The following is a 16148-nucleotide window of genomic DNA, read 5'->3' as shown; positions in this document are numbered from 1 at the left end:
TGACGAAACGGCACCATGAGCGACACCAAGAGCACTACCCGCGCCCCCTCCCGGCGGGCCGCCCGGCGCAGCTCGCGCCGGACGCGGCGCACCGCCGCACGCACCCGGCGCTGGGCCCGCCGCCGCGCCCACCGGGTCCCCACCGTCCTGCAGATGGAGTCCGTCGAGTGCGGCGCCGCCAGCCTGGCGATGATCCTCGCGCACTACGGACGCCATGTGCCGCTGGAGGAACTGCGGGCGCTGTGCGGGGTCTCCCGGGACGGCGCGAAGGCCAGCTCCGTCATGGCCGCGGCCCGGTCCTTCGGCCTGGTCGCCCGCGGCTTCCAGGCCGAGACCGACCTGCTGCTGGAGAAGATCCGCACCGGTCCGGTCATCATCTTCTGGGCGTTCCAGCACTTCATGGTGGTGGAGGGCGTCACCACCCGGTTCGGGCGCACCCAGGTCGCCGTGAACGACCCGGCCGGCGGCCCGCGGCTGATGGAGTGGTCGGAGTTCGACTCCGGGTTCACCGGCATCGTCCTCACCTTCGAACCGGGCCCCGACTTCCGGCCCGGCGGCCGGCGCAGCAGCACGGCGGCCGCCCTCCTCGACCGCCGCCTGCCGTCGGGCCGCGCCCTGCCGCTGGTCCTCCTGGCGAGCCTGCTCCTGGTGGTGCCGGGCATCGTCGGCGCCGCCTACAGCCGGGTGTTCGTCGACCGGGTGCTCGCCTCGGACTCGCCCACCGCGGTGCTGCCGCTCGCCGTCGCGATGGCCGTCACCGCCCTGATGGTGTTCGTGCTCACCTCCGTGCAGCAGCACTACCTGCTGCGCATGGAGATCCGCACCGGGCTGGTCGCCTCGGCCCGCTTCTTCCGCCATCTGCTGCGGCTGCCGATCGAGTTCTTCCTCCAGCGCCGGCCGGCCGAGGTCGCCAAGCGGGTGGCGAGCAACGACACCGTCGCGATGATCCTCTCCCGCGACGTGGCCGCCACCACCATCAACCTCGCCCTGGTCGTCTTCTACGGCACCCTGATGGTCCGCTACGACGTGCTGCTCGGCGTCCTCGGACTCACCACCGCCGGCCTCAACGTGGCCGTGCTGCAACTCGTCGCGCGCTCCCGCAAGGACGCGGTGGCCGCCCTGCGCGCCGACCGCGGCAACCTCGTCGGCACCACCTTCGCGACCCTGTCCACCATCGAGTCCGTCAAGGCGACCGGTGCCGAGCCGGACGCCTTCACCCGCTGGGCCGGATTCCTCGCCAAGGTGACCAGCGCGCAGCAGCGGCTGGGCCGGACCACCGCGGTGCTGACCACCCTGCCCCCGCTGCTGGCCGTCGCCAACATCGGTGTGCTGCTGCTCGTCGGCGGACTGCGCGTGGTCGACGGCACGCTCAGCGTCGGCCTGCTCGTCACCTTCCAGACGCTGCTCGCCGCCCTCAGCCGTCCCGTCACCCAGCTGACCAACCTGGGTACCCGGCTCCAGGACATGAACGCCGACCTCAAGCGCATCCACGACGTGGAGAAGTACCCGCAGGCCCGCTGCTTCGAGCCGGGCCGGGACGAGACCGCGGCGGACGCCTCGACGGGCCGCCTCGACGGCGAACTCAGCCTGATCGACGTCACGTTCGGCTACGGCCCGCTGGCCGCACCCGTCGTCACCGGACTCAGCCTCACCCTCGCGCCCGGCTCGCGCACCGCCATCGTCGGCGGCTCCGGCAGCGGCAAGTCCACCGTGGGCCGCCTGGTGACCGGCCTGTACGAGCCGCGCTCCGGCCGGATCCTCATCAGCGGCCGGCCCCGCGACGAGGTACCGCGCACCGTGCTCGCCGCGTCCATGGCCTACGTCGACCAGGACGTCGCCCTGTTCGCCGGCACGGTCCGCGACAACCTCACCCTGTGGGACGGCACCGTCCCCGACGAGGTGGTCCTCGACGCGCTGCAGGACGCCGCCGTCTTCGACGAGGTCATGTCCCGCCCCGGCGGCCTCAACGCCCGGGTGTGGGAACAGGGCGGCAACTTCAGCGGCGGCCAGCGCCAGCGCCTCGAACTCGCCCGCGCGCTCGCCGCCCGGCCGACCCTGCTCGTCCTGGACGAGGCCACCAGCGCACTCGACCCCGCCACCGAGCGCACCGTCATGGACAACCTGCGCCGGCGCGGCTGTGCCTGCCTGATCATCGCCCACCGGCTGTCCACCGTGCGCGACGCCGACGAGATCATCGTGCTCGACCGGGGCACCGTCGCCGAACGCGGCACCCACGACGAACTCCTCGCCGTCGGCGGCCTGTACGCCCGACTGTTCGAGTCCAGCCGCGCCGAGGAGAGGGACACGCTGTGAGCACGCCCGCCACGACGACCGCACCGGCCCGCACGGTGTGCCTCGACGACCCCACGACGCTGCTCTACGTGGAGGCCGGCAGCGCCGACCTGTTCGCGGTGGACCGCGGCGACGACCCCGACGGCCCCGGCGGGCACGGGCCGGAGCGCGGACGCCGGTACTTCCTGTGCCGGGCCGAGGCCGGGATGCTCCTCGCCTGCGGGACCGGCCGGGACAGCCGCCACACCGTGGTCGCGAGGCCCGTCCTGGACGCCCGCCTCACCCTGCTGCCCCTGTCGGTGCTGGACGACGTACGCCTGGGCCGGGCCACCCTGCCGCGGCCCGCGGTGGGACGTACGCCCGAGGTGGACCACGCCCGGGTCCTCGACGGTCTGACGGCCGGCTTCACCGCACTGGCGGAGGCCCTGCCGGGCACGCTGCCGCCCCGCCAGTTCACCTCCCTGGCCGCCACCGGCCGCACGGAGCTCGCCGCCCGGGGCGTGGCCCGCTCCGTGGACGGCGTGCGGTTCGTGCGCGTGGAGTCCGGCGTCCTCGACCCGGGCGATCCGGCCACCGAGGCGCTCCGCCCCGGCACGGACGGCGACGGCCCCGAGCGGTACCGCGGCGCCCTGGAGCCGGCCGGCCCCGGCGACGAACTGGTGCTGACGGAACGGGACTGGCTGCGCGCCCGTGAGCCCGCCCGGCTCGCCACCGCCTCCCTCCTCGAGGTCTACCGGCAGGGCCGGCTGACCTCGGCGCTGACCGGGTACGCCGTCCGGCTCCGGGCGACCGTGGACCACCGGCTCGCCGTGGCGAGGGCCCGCGAGCGCGCCGAACTCGCGGCCCGTCAGGTGCAGGACGGCAAGGTCCTCGCCACCGCCGTACGCGGCTTCGACGCCGTCCTGCACGACACCGACACCCGGGTGCGGCTCGCCGACGTCGCCGCGGATCCGCCGCTGCTCGCCGCCGTCCGGCTCGTCGCGTCCCGGCAGGGCTTCGCCGTACGGCCTCCGGTGCGCGGGCGCGGCGGCGGCCGCGCGCAGGACGACCTGCGGGCCATCGCCCTCGCCTCCGGGGCCCGCACGCGCACCGTCCGGCTGGAGGACCGCTGGTGGACCCGGGACCTGGGGCCGTTGCTCGGCTACCGCACCACCGGGCGGCCCGTCGCGCTGCTGCCGCTCGGCCGCGGCTACGTCATGGTCGACGACGGCGAGGTGGCCCCGGTCACCGACCGGGCCGCGGCCCGGCTGAGCAACACCGCCGTCGTCCTCTACCGTCCGCTGCCCGCCCGGGTCCGGGACGTACCCGGGTTGCTGCGGTTCGGCTTCTCACCGTCCCTGGGGCACGGCCGCGACCTGGTCCGGCTCGCCGTCACCGGGGTCCTCGTCGCCCTGCTCGGACTGATCATCCCCGTGATGACCGGCAAGGTCCTCGGCAGGTTCGTGGCCGAGGCCGACCGCGGTCTCATCGTGCAGGGGGCGCTGCTCGTCATCGGCTCGGGCCTGGTGACGGCCGCGCTGTCCGTCGTGCAGAACATCGCGGTGCTCCGCGTGGAGAGCCGTACGGGCGCCGCCATGCAGGCCGGACTGTGGAACCGGCTGCTGTCCCTGCCCGCCTCGTTCTTCACCCGCTACTCCACGGGCGAGCTCGGCACCACCGTCCTCGGCGTGACCGCCGCCCAGGAACTCCTGTCCGGCATGCTCACCACGGCGACGCTCGCCCTGCTCACCGGCCTCGCCAACCTGGTCCTGGTCTTCTGCTACGACCTGACCCTCGCGCTGGTCGCCACCGCCCTCACCGCGTTCGGCATCGGCTTCGCCGCGGTCGCGGGCCGCTTCCAACTGCGTTGGGCACGGCGGGAGTACGTGCACGAGCAGGCGATGTCCTCCATGGTGTTCCAGATGCTCACCGCCATGCCGAAGCTGCGGGTGGCCGCCGCCGAGGAGCGGGCGTTCGCCGAGTGGAGCAGGCTCGCCGCCGGCGGGCACTCCCTGTCGGCCCGGGTACGGCGGGTGCAGAACGCGGTCACCACCTTCAACGCCGGTTTCCCGCTGGTGTGTTCGGCGATCGTGTTCGCCGTGACGGCGGGCCCGCTGCACGGCCGGGTGTCCCTCGCGGTGTTCCTGCCGTTCTACGCGGCCTTCAACCTGCTGCTCTCGGCGGGCCTGCAGTTCACCGCCTCCGCCGTCACCGCGGTCGGCACCGTGCCGATGCTGGAGCGGCTCCGGCCGATCCTGGAGGCGGCACCGGAGAACGACGGCACCAAGGCGGACCCCGGGGACCTGTCCGGCCGCATCACCGTCTCCCACCTGTCGTTCCGCTACGGACAGGACGGACCGCTCGTCCTCGACGACGTCAGCCTCACCGTGCAGCCGGGCGAGTTCGTCGCCGTCGTCGGCGCCTCGGGCAGCGGAAAGTCCACGCTGCTGCGGCTGCTGCTCGGCTTCGAGACCCCGCTGGCCGGCAGCGTCCTGTACGACGGGCAGGACCTCGCCGAACTCGACATCTCCGCGGTGCGCCGGCAGTGCGGCGTGGTGCTGCAGAACGGCGCGCTCCAGGCGGGTGACGTCCTCGCCAACATCGTCGGCACGAGCGGCTACACGCTCGACGAGGCGTGGGCGGCGGCCGAGATGGCGGGTCTCGCGGACGACGTCCGTGCCATGCCGATGGGCATGAACACGATGCTCTCGGAGGGCACCAACACCCTCTCCGGCGGCCAGCGCCAGCGCCTGATGATCGCCCGTGCCCTGGTGGCCCGGCCGCGCCTGGTCTTCTTCGACGAGGCGACCAGCGCTCTCGACAACCCCACCCAGGGCCTCGTGGCCGAGAGCACGCGCCGGCTGAACGCGACCAGGCTCGTCATCGCGCACCGGCTGTCCACCGTGGTCGACGCCGACCGCATCGTCGTCATGGACCGCGGGCGGGTGGTGCAGCAGGGCACCTACGAGGAACTGCTGGCGGACGCCGACGGTCTGTTCGCCCGCCTGGCGGGCCCTCAGTTGTCCTGAATCGACGAACAGGTTCCGGCACCGTGGCCGGGATGACATGATCAGGCCCGTACGACAACAGTCCACGTCGGACGTCTTCCACCGCCCATCCGACCTTCGGCGGGGAGCGCAGACAAAGGAAGCAGGGGGAACCATGGAGCAGACCTCGCGAGCGGGCCTCAACCTCAACTGGCTGCTGCCCGCCGTCTACGGGGTTGCCGTCGCGCTCACCGCCGTCTTCGGATCGGGCAAGGCGGTCACCGCCGTCGCGGTGATCGGCGGCGTGCTGATCGGCCTCTACTACGGTTTCGGCCGCCGCCGGGGCGCCCGCGGCTGACCCCGGACCCGGGCAGCCCCTCCGTCACAGGAGCGGCACCCGGGTGAAGCGGTCGGCGGTGCGCAGGTCGTCCTGGACCCGGTCGGCGGTCGCACGCAGTTCGGGGAGCAGCTCGCGCACGCAGTCCTCCAGCGTGCGGCGGGCAGCGTGGGTGGACACGTTCACCGCGGCGACGGCCCGGCCCGTCCGGTCCCGAACCGGTACGGCGATCGACCGCAGCCCGGACTCCAGCTCCTCGTCGACGAGGGCGTAACCCCGCGTTCGGACCGCCTCCAGCTCCTCGTCGGGGAGGGCGTGTGCGCGCGTGCGGGTCGGCTTCCGATCCGGGGACGCCGGGCCGGTGGTGTCGGCCAGGAGGACCCGGCCGAGTGAGGTCGCGGCGGCGGGCAGCCGGGTGCCGACGGCGATGTGCACGGTCAGCACGCGGCTCGCGGCCGCCCCGGCCGTGTACTGGATCTCCGTGCCGCCGCCCGTCAGTACCGCGAGCGCCGTCGGCTCGTGCAACCGGTCGGCGAGCGCCCGCAGATGGGGCTCGGCGAGCCGGGGCAGCGTGCTGCGTGACAGCGGCGGGAAGCCCAGGTCCAGCACGCGTGGGGTGAGGGCGAAGGTGTGGTCGGGGCGCGCGGTCACCAGGCCGAGGTGTTCGTGGGTGATCAGGGCCCGGCGCGCGGTGGCGCGGGACAGCCCGGTCGCCCGTGCCACCTCGGCGAGCGGCAGCGCGGGCCGGCCCTCGCCGAACGCGGTGAGCACGGTCAGACCCCGGGCCAGGGACTCCACGAAATCCCGGCCCAGTTCGAGTTTGGACGCCCCCGTCCAGGCGGCCAGTTCCGAGGGCGGCGGCCCGGGCTCGGGGGCCGGCGCCGTGCGCAGTTCGGCCTCCATCGCCGTCACCGCCGTACGCAGCCGGGGGAGCAGGGCGGTGCGCAGGCCGGCCGCCGTGTGCCGGCTGGTGTGGCTGACCACGCTCGCCACGCACGCGATGCGGCCGGTGTCCGGTGCGCGCACCGGCACGGACACCGCGACCAGTCCCGGCTCGACCAGTTGGTCGTCCAGCGCCCAGCCGTCCCGGCGGGCCCGCTCCACCCGGGCCGCGAAGTCGCCGGCGGCGGACGGGGACCGGGGCGGTACGGCGGGGAAGAAGGCGTCCGACGGGTCCTCGGCGTGCCGGGCGTGCCACCGCCGCCAGTCCGACGGATCCCACTCGGTCGCGAACAGCGCCCCGGGGGCGGTGCGTTCGGCCGGCAGCAGGTCGCCGATGCGGAAGCTCACGGACATCGCGCGGCGGCGGGTCGCCTGGTGGATGAAGCGGATGCCGTCGAGGTCGGCCACCGCCAGGGACACGGACTCGTCCAGTTCGTCGGCGACGGCGTCGGCGTGCGCGCCGAGCAGCGCGGGCAGGCGCAGGGCGGCCAGGTAGGCGTTGCCCAGCTCCATCACGCGCGGAGTGAGGGCGACGTCCCGGCCGTCGAGGCGGACGTGTCCCATGCGGGCCAGGGTCGCGGTGATCCGGTCGACGGTGGACCGGGCGAGTCCGGTGGCCCGTTCCAGCGCGCTGGGGCTCATCCTGCCGCCGGCCTCGGTGAGCCGCCGCAGTACCGCGACCCCGCGCAGCAGCGGCCCGACCGCCTCCGCGGGCGGCCCGTCCGCCCCCGCCCTCGCCCCGACCGTCCGCGTCGGCCCGTCCGTCCCCGCCGGGGGCCGGGGCTCGGCACGGCTGCCGGAATCCTGGGCGGTCTGCGCGGGCATCGTCTCTCCGGTACGGCGTGCGTCGGACGCCTACCGTAAACCCGGTGTTCGGCGTGCGTCGGACGCCTACGGTAATCCCCGTCCGGTGGCCCGCCGCGCCCGCGCGGCTAGCCCCGCGTGATCCGCACCCGGTAGTTCCCGTCCGCGTCCGTGCCGACCACGTGGACCGCGATGGCGTGCTTGGGGTCCTTGAAGGTCTCGCCGGGGGTGAAGGGTGCGTCGGAGAGCTCCGTGTGGACGTTGGGGCTGCGGGTGCAGCCGCCGCTGCCCCGCGTGCTGTCGTAGACGGTGACCGGTCCGCGCCCGGTGTCCACGGTCGCGTCGACCTTGTAGATGAGGAGGCCCGGCCGGCACACCACCTCGTCGTTGCCGCCCTGCACGCGTACCTCCAGCGCGTAGGCGGTCCGCACGTCCACGGGTACGAGGATCAGCTTGCCGCCGCCCGGCTTGTACAGCGGGGACAGCGTGTACTCGACGCTCCCGTCGGCCGTCGCGCAGCCGACCTGACCGCCGTCGAGCCAGCCCAGCTTCCACTTGTGCCAGCCGAGCAGGTCGTTGTTGGCACCCCAGTCCTCGCTCATGATGTCCCAGTGCCCGACCGTGCCCCCGCCCTCCTGCGTGTACAGGTCGGGCAGGCCGAAGGTGTGGCCGTTCTCGTGGGGCAGGACGCGGTAGCCGGTTCGGTCGTAGGAGCCGGAACCGTCGTCCTGGCGGGAGTAGACGAAGGAGGCGTTGGCGACGGGCACCCCGTCGGCGACCGGGGCCTCCCCGTTCCCGGCGAACGTCACGGACAGAACGGTGTCCAGGGCGGACGGTCCGGCGTTCGGGGTGACGAGCACGTTCAGCAGGTCGTACGAGCGGAAGTCCACGGTGGGGTCGGCCGCGGCCACTATGTCCTGCACCAGCTGCCGGTAGCCGGGGTCGAAGGGGGCGCCGCGCTCTATGCCGTACTCGCGGAACGACTTCGGCATCCGCAGCCAGCCGGTGACGGGGGTCTCGGGCCGGTAGTCGAGGCGGCCGTATGAGGCGGTGCGGAACCATTCCTGGGTCTGCGGGAAGAACTCGTGGAAGCGGTCCATGGCGCTGCCCTGGCCGGGCGCGTCGGAGAAGTCGACCATGAGGGTCAGGGCGTGGACCGTGCCCGTGGAGCGGGAGTAGCCGTGCGGGGTGGGGACGCCCTCGGTCATCTGCACGTCGAGGCCGCCGTGGATCAGGCAGGGGGAGAGGGCGGCGGAGCGGTCCAGGCCGACGGGCCCGGCGGTGGTGGGCGCCGGCAGATGCCCGGTCCCGGCCGAGGTGCTGACCGCCATGGTCAGCACGGTCACGAAGGCCAGGGCGGCCACGCGGCGCGGGCGTATGTGACGGCGGGGCGGCTGCGGCGGCATGCACGGGCCCTTCGCTCCACGGCAGCCGCCGGTCGCCGACTGCACCCTTGCGATCACCCTGGGTCGACGGGGTGGCGGGCGCGCGCTGGAGGAGACCGATCGTGGGAAAGCGGGGCCGCACGAGGGTGAATCCCGGCGGACGTTGAGTGTGGCTCAGATCACAGCGATCTTTTTCCGGTACCGGGAAATAACCGGGGACCCTCTCCCCGTTTAGCCCTGTGTCCGAGCGAAACGGGGACTGCCTCCCCGGATCGCCCTCACCGCGAACCGGATCGTTCTCCTCACCCGAACCGGATCGTCCTCAAACGCCTGAAGGAGTACGCCGTGCCGACCGCGACCGCATCCCCCGCGCAGCGCAAGGTGCCCCGGCCCCGTGCCGACGCCGTGCGCAACCGGGAGCGGATCGTCACCGCCGCCCGGGACATGTTCGTCGAGCACGGTCCGGACGTGCCGCTCGACGAGATCGCCCGCCGCGCCGGCGTCGGCAACGCCACGGTGTACCGCAACTTCCCCGACCGTGAGGCCCTCGTGCGCGAGGTCGTCTGCTCCGTCATGGACCGTACGGCCGAGGCGGCCGAGGCAGCCCTCACGGAGACCGGGGACGCCTTCGCCGCGCTGGAGCGCTTCGTGCACACCTCCGCGGACGAGCGGCTCAGCGCGCTGTGCCCGATGATGTCCGACACCTTCGACAAGCACCATCCCGACCTGGAGGCCTCGCGGGAGCGCGTCGAGCAGCTCGTCGAGGAGGTCATGGGCCGGGCGAAGGCGGCCGGGCAGCTACGCCCCGACGTCGGCGTCGGCGACCTGATGATCGTCGCGGCCCAGCTCAGCCGGCCCCCGGCCGGTACGGACTGCATTCGCGGCGACCGCTTCGTCCACCGCCATCTCCAGCTGTTCCTCGACGGCCTGCGGGCGCCCGCCCGCTCCGCCCTGCCGGGCACGGCCGTCACCATCGAGGAGCTGCGCTCACCCTGACCGACCGGCCCGGCTCCGACGAGTCCGGCCCCCGATCACCGTCCACCTGACACGGCAGCCCTCCCGGCCGCCGCATTCCTGCCCTGCTCCGTTTTCTCGCCATTCATCGCCGTTTCCCGGTTCCTCCTCGCTTTTCCTCAGATCTTCCCTGTTTTTCCGCGCCTTTTTCCGTCACGAAGTCCCGAAGTGGGTATCCCCATGTCCGAAACAGCCCTCAAGGCTCCCGGCGCCGCCGCACCGAGCGGTGACACCAACCGCTGGAAGGCGCTCGTCTTCATCGCGCTCGCCCAGCTGATGGTCGTCCTCGACGCCACCATCGTGAACATCGCCCTTCCCTCCGCCCAGCAGGACCTCGGGATATCCGACGGCAACCGGCAGTGGGTCGTCACGGCCTACGCCCTGGCCTTCGGTGGTCTGCTGCTCTTCGGCGGCCGCATCGCCGACCTGTGGGGCCGCAAGCGCGCGTTCGTGCTCGGACTGGCCGGCTTCGCCGCCGCGTCCGCGCTCGGCGGTGCCGCCACCACCGGCGCGATGATGTTCGGCGCCCGCGCCCTCCAGGGCGTGTTCGGCGCCCTGCTCGCCCCGGCCGCGCTCTCGCTGCTGGCCGTGATGTTCACCGACGCCAAGGAGCGCGCCAAGGCGTTCGGCATCTACGGCGCGATCGCGGGCGGCGGCGGTGCCGTCGGCCTGATCCTCGGCGGCTTCCTCACCGAGTACCTGAACTGGCGCTGGACCTTCTTCGTCAACGTCCCGTTCGCCGTCGTCGCCGCGGCCGGCGCCTACTTCGTCGTCCGTGAGCCCGAGGGCGGCCGCAACCGCTCCCCGCTCGACGTCCCCGGCGTGATCCTGTCCACCCTCGGCCTGGTCTCCCTCGTCTACGGCTTCACGCGTGCCGAGTCCGACGGCTGGGGCGACGCCGTGACCGTCTCGATGTTCGTCGCGTCCGGCGTGCTGCTGCTCGCCTTCGTTCTGGTCGAGTCCCGGGTCAAGGCCCCGCTGCTGCCGCTGCGCGTGGTGACCGACCGCAACCGCGGCGGCATCTACCTCTCCCTGGGTCTCGCGATCATCGGCATGTTCGGCCTGTTCCTCTTCCTGACCTACTACCTCCAGGTCGTGAAGGGCTACTCCCCGGTCAAGACCGGCTTCGCCTTCCTGCCGATGGTGGTCGGCATGATCACCGGCTCCACCCAGATCGGCACCCGGCTGATGACCCGGATCCCGGCCCGCTTCCTGATGGGCCCCGGCTTCCTCGTCGCCGCGCTCGGCATGCTGCTGCTGACGCAGCTGGAGATCGACTCCTCGTACGGCGCCCTGCTGCTGCCGGCGATGGTGCTGCTGGGCCTCGGCATGGGCACCGCGTTCATGCCGGCCATGTCGCTGGCCACGCAGGGCGTCGAGCCCCGGGACGCCGGTGTCGCCTCCGCGATGGTCAACACCTCGCAGCAGGTGGGCGGCGCGATCGGCACCGCCCTGCTGAACACCATCGCCGCGTCCGCGACCACCTCGTACATCAAGGACCACATCGCCGGTGCCACCGCCAAGCCGCAGGCGGAGCTGGTGAAGCTCCAGGGCATGGTGCACGGCTACACCAGCGCGATCTGGTTCGCCGTCGGCATCCTGGCGCTCGCCTCCCTGATCGCCTTCACCTTCGTCAATGCGGGCCGTCCGGGCAGCACCACGGTGGCCTCCGGCGAGGGTGTCGAGGACGAGCTGCCGGTGCCGGTGGTGGCCCACTGACCCGGGGCCGCTAGCGGAGCCAGGGCAGGTCCGCACCCGCTTCGTTGGGCTGGAGGCCCTCGGCGACGATCTCCATGATCTCGCCGAGGGCCTTCTGCTGTGCCGGCGTGAGCCGGTCGAACAGCGCCTGCCGTACGGCGGTCACATGGCCCGGCGCGGTGCGCCGCAGCACCTCCACACCCTCGTCGGTGAGCACCGCGAACTGGCCGCGCTTGTCGGAGGGGCAGTCCTCGCGGCGCACCCAGCCGTTCTTCTCCAGACGGGCGACGGCGTGCGACAGCCGGGAGCGGGTGATCTTCGCCTGCATCGCCAGCTCGGTCATCCGCAGCCGGCGGCGCGGTGCCTCGGCGAGGCCGACGAGCAGGCCGTAGTAGATGTGCGGCATACCCGCGTCACGCTGCAACTGCCGGTCGAGGTGGTCCTCCAGCAGGGTGGAGGCGTGCAGGTAGGCGCGCCACACGCGCTGTTCCTCGTCGGTGAGCCAGCGGTGCCCCGCCGCGGAGTCCGGTGCCGTGTTCATGGGTCCCACTGTACGAGGCAGCTCCTTGAAACTTGAACAAGTCGGCCGTATTCTGAAGGAGAACTTGAGAGTTAAAGCAACAGGATGTTGGGAGCCGCGACCATGTCCGTCACCGCCCAGGAGCGCATGCCCGCCCTGTACCTCAGCCATGGCGCCCCGCCGCTCGCGGACGACCCGGTCTGGCCCGGCCAGCTCGCCGCCTGGTCCGCCGGCCTGCCCCGGCCGAAGGCGATCCTGATGGTCTCCGCCCACTGGGAGGAGGCCCCGCTCGCGCTCGGCGCGGTGGAGACCGTCCCGCTCGTCTACGACTTCTGGGGCTTCCCCGAGCACTACTACCGGGTCCGGTACGCCGCCCCCGGCGCCCCCGCGCTCGCCGAGTCCGTCCGCAAGCTGCTGCGCGCCCCCGGCACCCCCGTCCAGGACATCCCCGACCGCGGCCTCGACCACGGCGCCTACGTCCCCCTCGTCGAGATGTTCCCGGCCGCCGACATACCCGTCCTGCAGGTCTCGCTGCCCACCCTCGACCCGGTCCGCCTGATAGACATCGGCCGCAGGCTCGCCCCGCTGCGCGACGAGGGCGTCCTCATCGTCGGCTCCGGCTTCTTCACCCACAACCTCGCCGCGCTCCGGCACGCCGGGGGTGTCCCGAGCTGGTCCTCCGAGTTCGACGACTGGGGCCGGCGCGCCCTGGAGACCCGCGACTGGGACGCCCTGCTCGACTTCCTGGACAAGGCCCCGGCCGGCCGGTACGCCCACCCGCGCACCGAACACTTCGCCCCGCTGTTCGTCACCATGGGCGCGGCAGAGGCGGCCGGCGAGCTCGACGCGCAGAAGTCGGTGATCGACGGCTTCTGGATGGGAATGGCGAAGCGCTCCGTGCAGTTCGGCTGACCCGGAGGGGGCGCTCGCCCCGAATTTCCCGCGCGTGCGTGTCCGTGGCAACCATCGGCCGGTGCGGGCCGTCTTCCGGGTGGGAGGGCGGTCGAAGGCGGCGCTCTTCCGCAGTGAGGGCCGGCCGTGTCGGAATGTGACGACCGTCTCACGCGCGCGGTGGTGGCAGAGGGCCGTGAGGGCTTCGAGGGCTTCCTCGACTCCGGGTCTGACCTGCGTCTCTGTGCGTGTCGGCGCCGTCCTGCGCCCGAAGTGGCCGACAGGGTACTGCATGATCAGAAAATTCGGGGTGCGGGTTGGGAATTCTGTCCTGATTCCAGTCGTTGTTCCCCTCGGATGCAGGGCACTCGGAAAGAGTCCCGGAGACACACCCCGGAGTGCCCGGCGTTCACGACCACCCGCCAGCCCACCATCGCAAGGGAGCACGCATGGCAACCCGTGCCGTCGCCCGTCGTCAGTCCGCCACCGGCGAGACGGTCGACTCGGCAAGCAGTGTTCGCGCCCATGGCGGCGAGATCGCCGACCGCGACCTGGTCGGCATGTACCTCGACGAGATCGCGCGCACGCCGCTGCTGGACGCCGCGAAGGAAGTCGAGCTGTCGCAGACCATCGAGGCGGGTGTGTTCGCGCGGCAGGTCCTCGACGGATACGAGGAGAGCACGTCGGACGCCAGCCGCGAGGAGCTGGAGGCGCTCGTCGCCGCCGGTGACCGGGCCAAGGACGTCTTCATCCGCTCCAACCTCCGCCTGGTCGTCGCGGTGGCCCGGCGCTACCCGCGCAGCGGCCTGCCTCTGCTCGACCTGATCCAGGAGGGCAACGCCGGCCTGGTGCGCGCCGTGGAGAAGTTCGACTACCGCAAGGGCTTCAAGTTCTCGACGTACGCGACCTGGTGGATCCGTCAGGCCATCACCCGCTCCATCGCCGACCAGTCCCGCACGATCCGGCTCCCCGTCCACCTGGTGGAGGAGCTGGGCCGCATCCGCCGCGTCCAGCGCGAGTTCAACCGCGAGAACGGCCGCGACCCGGAGCCGGCGGAGATCGCAACGGAGCTCGGCTCGACGCCGGAGCGTGTCACCGACGTCCTCGACTGGGCCCGCGACCCGGTCTCGCTGAACATGTCGGTGGACGACGCGGGCGAGACCCAGTTCGGCGACCTCCTGGAGGACACCTCCGCGGTCTCCCCGGAGCAGTCGGTCCTGACCCTGCTGCGCAGCGAGGAACTGGACGACCTGATCGGCCGCCTGGACCAGCGCACGGCCTCCATCATCAAGATGCGGTACGGCATCGACGACGGCCGCGAGCGCACCCTGACCGAGGTCGGCAAGGAGCACGGACTGACCCGCGAGCGCATCCGCCAGATCGAGAAGCACGCCCTGCTCGAACTGAAGAAGCTGGCTCGCGACACCGGCTTCGACGCGGCTGCCTGACGGGTGCGAGGGGGGAGTGAGCCCGGTTCCGGGACGGTGGTGTGACCGGCGTGCGGAATGCTCGCTACGCGCACGCCCGGTGGCGAAAGACGGCGCAAACACGACGTCTTCCCGTCGCTTCAACTGCGGGGCCCGCGGGAAAAACCCTTCCGGGCCCGGGATCGAGGCCCCGGGAACCGCGACCGCACTCCCCAGCGCACCACGCCACGCACCCGCACGGCCCAACCCCACCCCACCGGCCGACCCCACCGGCCGAGCCCTTGGGGCGTCCGGCCCCTCGCGGTCGGGTCCACCCGAGCACGACCCCGAAGACACCACCGCACCACCGGCCGACACCACATGAGCCAGGTCCCGACGCTATCCCCCCCGGCGCCGGGATCTTCCCAGCCGGGCTTCGGCGCCTATCCCCCCCGGGCGCCGGGGCCCGGCTCTCTTTGTGCCCGGGCGCGGCGAGGTGGGGACCTTGCGACTCGGGCGGGGGCTCGGGGCCCCGGGTGCGGGTCCGCGGTGGGCATCCGTCCTCGTCGGGGGGCTGCCGCGGCACCCTCGTACGGTGGGGGGCGCGTGGGAACGGCGGCCCACCCCGTACCTGAACCCCGGGGTGGACCGCCGGATGGCAGATTCTGTCACATGGGCATAGCCTGCCGAGATGAGCACCACCCGCAACGCCGGCCACCAGCCGTTTTCCGCCTCCGCGCCGCTTTCCCTCACCGAGCGGCGCAAGGCCGAGACCCGGATGGAGATCGCCCGGGCGGCGGCCCGCCTCTTCGTCCACCAGGGCCTGCGGGCCACCCGCGCGGAGGACATCGCCCACGCCGCGGGCATCGCCCCGCGGACCTTCTACCGCTATTTCGCCACCAAGGAAGAGTCGGTCGCCCCCCTCTACGCCGCGGGTGCCCGACGCTGGGCGGAAGCGGTCCACACGGCCCCGGCCCACCTCAGCGTCCCCGAGGCGCTGGAACACGCCGTCCGCGAGACCTTCACCCCGGGGGCCGGCGTCTCTCCGGCGTCCTGGGAATGGGCCCGCACCCTGATCCGCCTGGCCGACGCGAGCCCCGCCCTGCGCAAGGTGTGGGCGGAGGTGTGCCAGGCATCGGAGACGACGCTGGCGGAGATCTTCGCGGCACGGACCGGCTCGGCGGGCGGCGAGGAAGCGGAGGCCGCCGAGCCGGGCGAGGAGAAGCCGGCCGGCGACGACAACGTTGCCGACGGCTCCCCGCCGTCCGGCCCCGCCCCGCTCACGCCCGGCCTCCGTTTCGCCGCGGCCGTGGCCGGAGCCGCCGTCCGGGTCGCCGTGGAGTCCTGGGCCGTCACGGGTGCCCAGCCCGCCGGCCCCGAGGGCCCCGCGGCCCTGGCACTGCGCAATCTGCGGGCGCTGCGCGGCTTCGACTGGAACGCGGAGGGCTAGCCGCCCCGACGTCGGGCCCCGGCCGGCCGCGCCGAGGGGATGCCCCACGCTGCCGCCGGCGCCTTCGGGGGTGGTCCGGGGACCTGTGCGCTCCGACCCCCGGGCGGGCTCTACGGGACGACGCGGCGTCCGCGGGCCGGCTGCGCCCCGGCCCGGGTGGGAGGCGGGTGCCGCGGCACAGGGGACGGGCGGCGGCCGGCCGGATCGCGAGGATGCCCACGCTGCCGCCGGCGCCTTCGGGGGTGGTCCGGGGGCTTGTGGCCCCGGCCCGGGGTGGACCCCTGCGGGACGACGCGGCGTCCGCGGGCCGGCCGTCCCGGCCCGGTTGGGAGGCGGGTGCCCCGGCGCAGGGGACGGGTGGCGGCCGGCCGGATCGCGAGGATGCCCACGCTGCCGCCGGCGCCTTCGGGGGTGGTCCGGGGGCTTGTGGCCCCGGCCCGGGG

Annotated in this window: 11 protein-coding genes; 8 read left to right on the top strand and 3 right to left on the bottom strand. The window is 73.3% G+C overall.

Translation table 11 applies throughout. From position 1 onward, the window contains the following. The first annotated feature begins 15 nt into the window (after positions 1 to 15). The 3 genes from BLW57_RS17240 to BLW57_RS17230 all read left to right on the top strand — a co-directional run bounded on the left by BLW57_RS17240 (position 16) and on the right by BLW57_RS17230 (position 5616). Positions 16 to 2313, top strand: coding sequence for an NHLP family bacteriocin export ABC transporter peptidase/permease/ATPase subunit (locus BLW57_RS17240; protein WP_305629476.1), 2298 nt, complete (start codon positions 16 to 18; stop codon positions 2311 to 2313). Continuing rightward, complete coding sequence (locus BLW57_RS17235; protein WP_093475601.1) at positions 2310 to 5300, top strand: NHLP bacteriocin export ABC transporter permease/ATPase subunit; 2991 nt, start codon at positions 2310 to 2312, stop codon at positions 5298 to 5300. Before BLW57_RS17240 ends, BLW57_RS17235 begins: the two co-directional genes overlap by 4 nt. Positions 5301 to 5433: 133 nt before the next feature. Further along, the gene (locus tag BLW57_RS17230; protein ID WP_093475599.1) at positions 5434 to 5616 is read left to right on the top strand and encodes a hypothetical protein; all 183 of its coding nucleotides are present in this window, start codon (positions 5434 to 5436) and stop codon (positions 5614 to 5616) included. Between the two features lie 24 nt (positions 5617 to 5640). Here BLW57_RS17230 and BLW57_RS17225 read toward each other — a convergent pair whose 3' ends face one another. Beyond that, positions 5641 to 7362 (bottom strand): IclR family transcriptional regulator domain-containing protein, encoded by a 1722-nt coding sequence (locus tag BLW57_RS17225; RefSeq protein ID WP_093475598.1) that lies wholly within the window; start codon positions 7360 to 7362, stop codon positions 5641 to 5643. Positions 7363 to 7469: 107 nt separating this feature from the next. Next, positions 7470 to 8747: a M6 family metalloprotease domain-containing protein gene (locus BLW57_RS17220; RefSeq protein WP_093475596.1), complete on the bottom strand. Its 1278-nt coding sequence runs from the start codon at positions 8745 to 8747 to the stop codon at positions 7470 to 7472. A gap of 324 nt (positions 8748 to 9071) precedes the next feature. Here BLW57_RS17220 and BLW57_RS17215 point away from each other — a divergent pair, with 324 nt between their 5' ends. Together BLW57_RS17215 and BLW57_RS17210 are read left to right on the top strand one after the other, a co-directional pair. Beyond that, a complete protein-coding gene (locus BLW57_RS17215; RefSeq protein ID WP_176985616.1) occupies positions 9072 to 9722 on the top strand; it encodes a TetR/AcrR family transcriptional regulator in 651 nt (216 codons plus the stop codon). Between the two features lie 198 nt (positions 9723 to 9920). Next, on the top strand, positions 9921 to 11459 hold the full coding sequence (locus BLW57_RS17210) for an MFS transporter (protein WP_093475592.1): 1539 nt from the start codon (positions 9921 to 9923) through the stop codon (positions 11457 to 11459). A 10-nt stretch (positions 11460 to 11469) separates the two neighbouring features. Here BLW57_RS17210 and BLW57_RS17205 read toward each other — a convergent pair whose 3' ends face one another. Continuing rightward, a complete protein-coding gene (locus tag BLW57_RS17205; protein WP_073888428.1) occupies positions 11470 to 11979 on the bottom strand; it encodes a MarR family winged helix-turn-helix transcriptional regulator in 510 nt (169 codons plus the stop codon). A gap of 102 nt (positions 11980 to 12081) precedes the next feature. Between BLW57_RS17205 and BLW57_RS17200 the strand changes: the two genes are divergently transcribed. The 3 genes from BLW57_RS17200 (at position 12082) to BLW57_RS17190 (ending at position 15705) form a co-directional block, all read left to right on the top strand. Next, positions 12082 to 12870 carry a dioxygenase family protein gene (locus tag BLW57_RS17200; protein ID WP_093475590.1) on the top strand — a complete coding sequence of 263 codons (789 nt, stop codon included), beginning with the start codon at positions 12082 to 12084 and terminating at the stop codon, positions 12868 to 12870. Between the two features lie 428 nt (positions 12871 to 13298). After that, on the top strand, positions 13299 to 14297 hold the full coding sequence (locus BLW57_RS17195; protein WP_093475589.1) for a sigma-70 family RNA polymerase sigma factor: 999 nt from the start codon (positions 13299 to 13301) through the stop codon (positions 14295 to 14297). Positions 14298 to 15033: 736 nt separating this feature from the next. Beyond that, on the top strand, positions 15034 to 15705 hold the full coding sequence (locus BLW57_RS17190; protein WP_093480736.1) for a TetR/AcrR family transcriptional regulator: 672 nt from the start codon (positions 15034 to 15036) through the stop codon (positions 15703 to 15705). The last annotated feature ends 443 nt before the right edge of the window (positions 15706 to 16148 follow it).

Source organism: Streptomyces sp. 1222.5 (genome assembly GCF_900105245.1).
GTDB lineage: Bacteria > Actinomycetota > Actinomycetes > Streptomycetales > Streptomycetaceae > Streptomyces > Streptomyces albidocamelliae.
The sequence above is the reverse complement of the archived record's forward strand: the minus strand, read 5'-3'. Positions and strand labels throughout refer to the sequence as shown.